We start from the raw sequence: 6,968 nt of genomic DNA on the forward strand, positions 1-6,968 counted from the left end.
GGCCAGCTCGCGCATGCCGGCCATCCGCGACCTGGGCGTCTTTGCCGGCATCAGCATGCTCATCCTGTGGGTGATGACGCTGCTCGTGGGCACGGCGGCGCTGGCGCTGTGGGACGTGCCGCCCCCGCCGGAGCGCGCGGACGGCGGACGGCTGGACCACGCGCTGGCCTGGCTGAGCATCCACGTGCCCCGCCGGCGCTGGTCCGTTCTGGGCGCCATGACGGCCATCACCGTCGTCCTGCTGATCGGCGCGGCGCGGGTCAAGGCGGACACGTACACGCTGGAGCTGCTGCCGCCGGACCACGTGGCCCGCGCGGACAGCCGCTGGATCGAGCAGAACGCGGGCAACTACACGCCACTGGAGTACGTCGTCCGCGCGGCGGCGCCCGGGGGCACTGTGCTGGCCCCGGAGGTCATGGCCCGGACGGCCGCGTGGCAGCGGTTGGCGGAGGACAACTCGCGCGTGGACCGCTCGCTGAGCTTCGTGGACCTGGCCGCCGCCGGGCGCGCGGTTGCCGGCGGGCCGTACCTGTCGGCGGATTCGACGGAGGGCCGCGTCACCTTCTTTGTGCCGATGACCAGCACGGCCGGGTTCCGCGACGCCATGCGCACGCTGGATTCCCGCACGCACGCGGCGGAGATCCGGCCCGTCGCGGAGCCGGAGCCGTCCGGCTACCTGCCGCTGTACCTGCGCATCGTGGACTACGTGGTCAGCGGGACCGTGTGGGGGCTGGCCATCAGCACCGTCGTCGTCTTCGCGATGGTGGGCATCCTGCTGCGCTCGCTGCGGCTTACGCTCGCGGCCGTCCCCACCAACGTCTTTCCCGTCGCGCTCGTCTTCGGGGTGATGGGGTGGGCGGGGATCCCGCTGGACATCGCCACGGCCACCATCGGCGCCATCGTCCTGGGCATCGCCGTGGACGACACCATCCACTTCCTTTTCCGCTACCGCACGGAACGCGACGCCGGCGCCTCCGTGGAAGAGGCCGTGGGCCGCACCTATCGCGAGACGGGGCGCTCGGTCGTCTTCGCGTCCATGGTGCTGGCCATCGGCTTCGCGGTGCTGGCGACGAGCAGCTCGCAGTCCATCGCGTACTTCGGGATCGTGTCGTCCCTTTCCATCGTGGGAGCCATGCTGGCGGACCTGTTCCTTCTTCCCGTCGTCATCCTTCTCCCGCGCCGCAAGCCGCGCGTGGAAGACCTGCGCGAGCCGGCACCGGCGCCCGTGCGGGAGGAGGCCCGTCCATGATCCGCGAATTCGGCCCGGACGACGCGGAGCGGATGGAGGACTTCGATGCCGTCCGCGAGCGCGCCGGATATCCCACGGCGGACGAGCCCGTGCAGCCGTCCGCGCGCTGCCTGGTGGCGTCGATGGATGGCGACCCCGTGGCGCGGCTGTCCCTTGCCGTCGCGGACGACCTGCACGGCGCGCCGGGGCGCACGGGGCTCATCGGCCACTACGAGCGCACGGATGCCGACGCCGCGCGCACGCTGCTGCGCGACGCGGTGGATCGGCTGCGGGGGATGGGCGTGGCGCGCATCCTGGGGCCGATCAACGGCAGCACGTGGGGCCGCTATCGGCTGGCGCTGCCGCCGGAACCGGGCGAGCCCGCAGAGCCGCCGTTTCTCTCCGAGCCCACGAACCCGGCGGACTATCCGGCCGACTTCGAGGCGGTGGGATTCCGCGTGGCGGCGGCGTACGAAAGCGCCATTGTGGACGACCTGTCCGAGCCCGATCCGCGGCGCGACGAGCTGGCGGAGCGCGTGCGGGCGCGCGGCGCCGTCATCCGCCCGCTGGACCTGGACCGGTTCGACGACGAGCTGCGCGCCCTCCACGCACTGAGCCTGACGGCGTTCGCGGGCAACCTGTTCTACTCGCCGATCAGCTTCGACGAGTTCCGGGCGCGGTACACGCCGCTGCGGCCGCTGCTGGACCCCGAGCTCGTGCGGATGTCGGAGGACGCGGACGGACGGCTGCTGGGCTTCGTCTTTGCCTTTCCCGACCTGCTGACGGCGCGCGATGGCCGGCCCACGCGCGTGGTGCTCAAGACGCTGGCGTCGGCGCCGGCCGCGCGGGGGCTGGGACTGGGCACGTTCCTCACGGACGAGGTGCGGCGGCTGGCGCACGAGAAGGGCTACGCGTCCGTCATCCATGCGCTGATGCAGGCGGACAACGCGTCCATCCGCATCAGCCGCCACAGCGCGCGCGTCTTTCGCCGCTACGCGCTGTACGCGTACGGCGACGGCTGACGCCGGCCCGTCATCCCGAGCGCACGCCGCGCGATGCGCGGACCGGCGCAGAATCATCATCCGGACACCGCGCAACGCGCGTCATCCTGAGGAGCGCCCCGCGCGAACGCGACCGCGCACAAGCCTCTGGGCGCGACGAAGGATCTTGTGTGCGGATCTCGGGGCCGACATCCTGCCCGGGAGCCGGCTCCGTGGTCAGGACACAAGATCCTTCGTCGCCGCCATGGATCATGCACGAACAGGCATCGCGCGGCGGCTCCTCAGGATGACGCATTCTCGCTGAGGCTTCTCAATACTCTCGCATGTGACGCGGGGAGCATCCGAGCACCCGCGCGACGGTAATTGCGCGGCGGCTCCTCAAGCGCATCTTGCCGAGGACGGGTTCGAGGGGTTCCCAATCACGGGAAAACGTCCGATCTTGTGAAGCCTCGCGCGCGCCGCGGGGCTTTCGCGTTCCCTGACGGATATCACGCTTCGGCTGGACCATGCGCATCTACGCCATCTCGGACCTGCACACGGACTTTCGTGAGAACCGCCAGGCGCTGGAGCGCATCGGGGCAACGGGGCACCGCGACGACGTGCTCATCGTGGCGGGCGACGTGGCGGATTCCGAGACGGTGCTGCGCGAGACGCTGGAGCTGCTGGCGGGCCGCTTTCGCGAGGTGTTCTTCGTCCCCGGCAACCACGAGCTGTGGGTGCGCGGCGAGCCGCGCGACAGCATGGAGAAGTTCCAGTCCGTGCTGCGCATCTGCGACCAGGTGGGCGTGCGCACGTCGCCCGCGCGCGTGGGCGACGCGTGGATCGTCCCCCTCTTCTCCTGGTACGACCCGTCGTTCGACGTGAACGGCGAGGGGGCGGAGGACGAGCTGGAGGCCTGGGCGGACCGCTACTTTACGCGCTGGCCGGCGAACCTGGGCCGCGTGGACCAGGCGTTCCTGCGGATGAACGGGCCGCACGTGCGCCCGTACGACGCCCCCGTCGTCACCTTTTCGCACTTCGTGCCGCGGCCGGAGCTGGTGCCGTCCGTCAAGTACCTGCGCTTTCGCGGGCTTCCGCTCGTGGCTGGCTCGCTGGGGATCGAGGAGCAGATCCGCGTGATCCAGCCGCGCGTCCACGTCTTTGGCCACACGCACATCCCCGAGGACCGCGTGCTGGACGGCGTGCGCTACGTGCAGAACCACTTCAGCCGCGGCGCGGGCACGCCGCCCGGCGCGCCGCTCAAGCTGGTGTGGACGGGCGTGGACGACGTCTTCGATCCCCCCATGTTCTGCTGACGGTGCCCGCCCTCGCGGAGCTCGCCGCGTTCATCGACCAGGCGCTGGACACCCGCGCGTTCCCCGACGAGCCGACGACGGTGTTCGTCGCATCCGGTCGGCTGGTGGCGCGATTGGGGCTGGCGCTGGAGCCCGGGCCGGATTTGGCGCGCTGGGTGGATGCGGACCGGCTGGATGCCGTCTTTCTGCACCGCCCGTGGCGCGTAGCGGATGCCCATCTGCCCGCGAACGTCGGCGTGCTGGCGTCGCACGCGGCGTTCGACCACCGGCTGACGATCGGCCCCAACCCGGACCTCGCGCGCGACCTGGGCCTGCGCGGCGTGCGTCCCTTCGGCGAGAAGGACGGCCGGCCCATCGGGATGATGGGCGACGCGGAGCCGGCCGATCCCGCCGCGTGCATCGAGCGGATCACGCGGACGTTCGGCGGCGTGGACGACGTGCTGCCGGGCCGCGCGGATGCCGTCCGCCGCATCGCCGCCGTGGGCGCCATGACGGACACGCTCGTGCGGCAGGCGGCGGCGGACGGCGCGGAGCTGTACGTCACGGGACAGGTTCGCCAGCCGGGGCTGCGCGCGGCGGCGGAGACGGGCATCGGCATCGTGGCCGTGGGCCACGCGCGCAGCGAGGTGTACGGCCTGCGCCTGCTGGCGGCGATGCTCGAGCGGCGCTTTGGACGCGCGATCGGGTGCGTCGTCCATCCGCGCGGCACCGCTCCTGCCCATCCCTGACGCGGGACCGACGTACCTCCCGTACCTGGTACCCTCGTACCGTTCACCCCCGCACCCGCCACGCCCGTGACCGCTCCCGACGACCGCGCGCCCGCGCGCCAAGGCGCCCTCCGGCGGCTGGACACGCTCAGCTACCTGCTGGACAACTCCATCCCCGTACCGGGAACGAAGGCGCGGTTCGGGGTGGATGCCGTCATCGGCCTCATCCCCGGCTTTGGCGACGCGGCGGGGGCCGTGATGTCGGCGTACATCGTGGTGCAGGCGGCGCGGCTGGGGGCGCCCGTGCCGTCGCTGCTGCGCATGCTGCTGAACGTGGGGATCGAGGCGCTGTTCGGGGCCGTGCCGTTCATCGGCGACCTGTTCGACGCGGCGTTCAAGTCCAACGCGCGCAACGTGGCCCTCCTGCGGCGCGAGCGGGAGCGGCCCGGCAGCACGCGCGGTGGCAGCACGGCCGTGGTGCTCGCCGTGCTGATCGCGCTGATCGTCATCCTGGGAGGGATCGGATGGATGGCGTTCCTGGTGCTGCGGGCGGTGTGGGGGGCGATTACGTGAGGGAGGGGACGAGGCGGAGCTCCAGCCCGCAAGCCGTCCCCGAGCCTAAGCGGATAAATCCGCCGCTGGGACAGCGGTAAGCCCCGTCTCGCGCCGACGCGCTCTGCGAACGAGGCTTCAACCGACCGGGTCGCCGCGTCCAGGCGGCGAAGCCGCCCGTCTTTCCCCGCCCCCGGCTGTCATTCTGAGCGAGGCCGGCGCCGTCGCGGCCCGTCCCGCGCTGGATGCGTCCGGCGCCGGCCGACCGAAGAATCTGGTCGCCGGAGTGCGGGATCTCGCCCGCGCGCTGAGTTCGCGCGCGAGGGGCTCGTGCACGGGACGGGTCTGTGCGCGGCGCGACCAGATTCTTCGGGCGGCGCCATCCAGCACGGGGTGGATCCAGCCGGCGCCTTCCTCAGAATGACAGCGGGGGACGGATCGCGTTGTCGCAGATTCCTTGAACAGAACGCGCGACTCTGCGCGGAGAAGAATCCGGCCCCTCTCCGCGTCGCGGGGAGGGGCCGGAGTGCGTCAGTGGGTAGAGCCGCCCGCGGGGGGCATGGGGTCGCTGCGGTCCGTGGTGTTCTCCGTGCCGCCGGAGCGGCTTCCGTGCATCATCCCCTCGCGGCCCGCCTGCCCGCGCTCGTCGAACGCCTCGCGCTGCGTGATCTGGCCGCCGTCCGGCCGCTCGCGCTCCGTGATGGGGCCGCCACGCAGTCCGCCATCTCCCTGCAATCCCTCGCGCTCCACGCCGGCCTCGTCCAGCCCCTGCTCTACGATGCCCGGGTTCACGTCGCTCTGGCTCTCGCGGTCCTGCATGCCTGGCCTCCCTGTGCGGTGGTCGTCCGTCCTCGCGGGAGGCAGTCCCGTCGCAAGTGCCGGGCCTACTTGGCCTTGCGTGTGCCCGCCTTGCCGCCCACGTGCGCCCACAGCGCCTGCTCTACCGTGACCGGCGTCCAGGGATCGCCCAGCTGCTCCGCGCGGTCGCGGAGGGCGGCGGCGTACTTCGCGTAGTAGGCCGGCGTGAAGGCGACGGTGCCCAGCCCCGGCACCTGCGCGCCCACCAGCTCGTCGAAGAACGGGTACACGTCCGGCGCGGCCGCCGCCGCGATGGCCGATGCCGTGGCGGGGCCCACGCCGGCCAGGTCCGCCAGGAGCGCGATGGGCCGCCTGGGATCGGGGATGGCGGCCAGCGCGGCGGTGCTCGTGCGCTCCACGAGCTCCGGCGCGTTGCCGCGGACGAGCACCAGGTTGCGCGGGCGAAAGATGCCGCGCGCCATCTTCCACTCCGTCACGCGCACGAGCTCGTCGTGCGTGATGTGCGGCGTCTTGCGCGCGGCGATGGCGGCGGGAAAGTCCTCGCGGTACCAGCGGTCCAGCTCCGGCAGCCGCGCCGCGCCCTGCTGCTCGATAACGGCCTCGTAGCGGTCCAGCGCGGCCCGCCACGCGTTGGATGAGTCGGAGTTCCAGAGCGTCGGCATCAGGTTCGCGGTGGATGGACGTCGGGGTCGAGATCGCGCCGGGCGCGACGGGAAGTCGCGAATCTATCCCGCGGGCGCGGCGTAGTAAAAGCATCACTCCCGATGCCCACCCCGCGACGCACACCCACAGCCGACGGACCGTCATGGACCACGCTCTTTCCGCCACGACCGGCCACCGCGCGATGCGCGTGGCGCTGTTCCTGGGCTCCAGCGCGCTGGTGGCGGTGGCGCTCGCCGCCATGCTGCGCGCGTCCCTGCCGTACGAGGAGCTGCGCCGCTACACGGCCGACGCGCAGTTCTTGATGTGGGAAGGTGTCGTGTGGATGTCCGGGCTGGCGCTGATTCTCCTGGGCGGCGCGAGCGCGTTCGACACGATGCGCCTGGGGCGAACGGAGGGCGCGGTGGACGGCGCGCTGGAGGGCCTGCGCCCGCGCGCGTTCCGGTTCTCGGCGGTGCCGTGGTGGATGATGTGCACGGGCGGGATGCTGCTGGTGCTCGCGATCCAGGCGCGGGCGGGTTTGCCGGGGTGACGGACTGATTTGGAGCGGATGAGAGGCGATCAGGGCAGATCAGCAGACCGGGCGGGGCATGACTCGCGAGAGCGGATTACGAGGAGGGCGGATTGGAGCGGAGGGCAGGACCCGTCGCTGCGCGACGGGGGGCCCTCTCCCCCGCCGCCTGCGCCGCTCGTTCCTCGCGGCTCG

Annotated in this window: 8 protein-coding genes; 6 read left to right on the forward strand and 2 right to left on the reverse strand. The window is 72.1% G+C overall.

The window, feature by feature from the left end; genetic code table 11:
- From VFZ20_RS19990 to VFZ20_RS20010, 5 genes are all read left to right on the forward strand, one after another.
- Positions 1-1,249: efflux RND transporter permease subunit (locus VFZ20_RS19990; protein WP_329685703.1), on the forward strand; the 1,249-nt coding region annotated here is incomplete at its 5' end.
- Entirely contained in the window at positions 1,246-2,250 is a 1,005-nt protein-coding gene (locus VFZ20_RS19995; RefSeq protein WP_329685704.1) for a GNAT family N-acetyltransferase, read from the forward strand. The genes VFZ20_RS19990 and VFZ20_RS19995, both read left to right, overlap by 4 nt.
- 485 nt (positions 2,251-2,735) lie before the next feature.
- Positions 2,736-3,524: a metallophosphoesterase gene (locus VFZ20_RS20000; RefSeq protein WP_329685705.1), complete on the forward strand. Its 789-nt coding sequence runs from the start codon at positions 2,736-2,738 to the stop codon at positions 3,522-3,524.
- 2 nt (positions 3,525-3,526) lie between these two features.
- The gene (locus VFZ20_RS20005; RefSeq protein WP_329685706.1) at positions 3,527-4,252 is read left to right on the forward strand and encodes a Nif3-like dinuclear metal center hexameric protein; all 726 of its coding nucleotides are present in this window, start codon (positions 3,527-3,529) and stop codon (positions 4,250-4,252) included.
- Positions 4,253-4,318: 66 nt separating this feature from the next.
- Positions 4,319-4,804 (forward strand): DUF4112 domain-containing protein, encoded by a 486-nt coding sequence (locus VFZ20_RS20010; RefSeq protein WP_329685707.1) that lies wholly within the window; start codon positions 4,319-4,321, stop codon positions 4,802-4,804.
- 510 nt (positions 4,805-5,314) lie between these two features.
- Here VFZ20_RS20010 and VFZ20_RS20015 read toward each other — a convergent pair.
- Both VFZ20_RS20015 and VFZ20_RS20020 read right to left on the reverse strand, forming a co-directional pair.
- Positions 5,315-5,602: a hypothetical protein gene (locus tag VFZ20_RS20015; RefSeq protein WP_329685708.1), complete on the reverse strand. Its 288-nt coding sequence runs from the start codon at positions 5,600-5,602 to the stop codon at positions 5,315-5,317.
- A 65-nt stretch (positions 5,603-5,667) separates the two neighbouring features.
- Entirely contained in the window at positions 5,668-6,264 is a 597-nt protein-coding gene (locus tag VFZ20_RS20020) for a hypothetical protein (RefSeq protein WP_329685709.1), read from the reverse strand.
- Between the two features lie 143 nt (positions 6,265-6,407).
- On the opposite strand from VFZ20_RS20020, the gene VFZ20_RS20025 reads away from it, so the two are divergent.
- Positions 6,408-6,794: a hypothetical protein gene (locus VFZ20_RS20025; protein WP_329685710.1), complete on the forward strand. Its 387-nt coding sequence runs from the start codon at positions 6,408-6,410 to the stop codon at positions 6,792-6,794.
- The last annotated feature ends 174 nt before the right edge of the window (positions 6,795-6,968 follow it).

It is taken from the genome of Longimicrobium sp., from assembly GCF_036280135.1.
Taxonomy (GTDB): domain Bacteria; phylum Gemmatimonadota; class Gemmatimonadetes; order Longimicrobiales; family Longimicrobiaceae; genus Longimicrobium.

Coding starts and splice junctions, on each gene's coding strand:
- VFZ20_RS20025 (WP_329685710.1), top strand. CDS start 6,408: ATGGACCACGCTCTTTCCGCCACGACCGGCCACCGCGCGATGCGCGTG.
- VFZ20_RS20000 (WP_329685705.1), top strand. CDS start 2,736: ATGCGCATCTACGCCATCTCGGACCTGCACACGGACTTTCGTGAGAAC.
- VFZ20_RS20015 (WP_329685708.1), bottom strand. CDS start 5,602: ATGCAGGACCGCGAGAGCCAGAGCGACGTGAACCCGGGCATCGTAGAG.
- VFZ20_RS19995 (WP_329685704.1), top strand. CDS start 1,246: ATGATCCGCGAATTCGGCCCGGACGACGCGGAGCGGATGGAGGACTTC.
- VFZ20_RS20020 (WP_329685709.1), bottom strand. CDS start 6,264: ATGCCGACGCTCTGGAACTCCGACTCATCCAACGCGTGGCGGGCCGCG.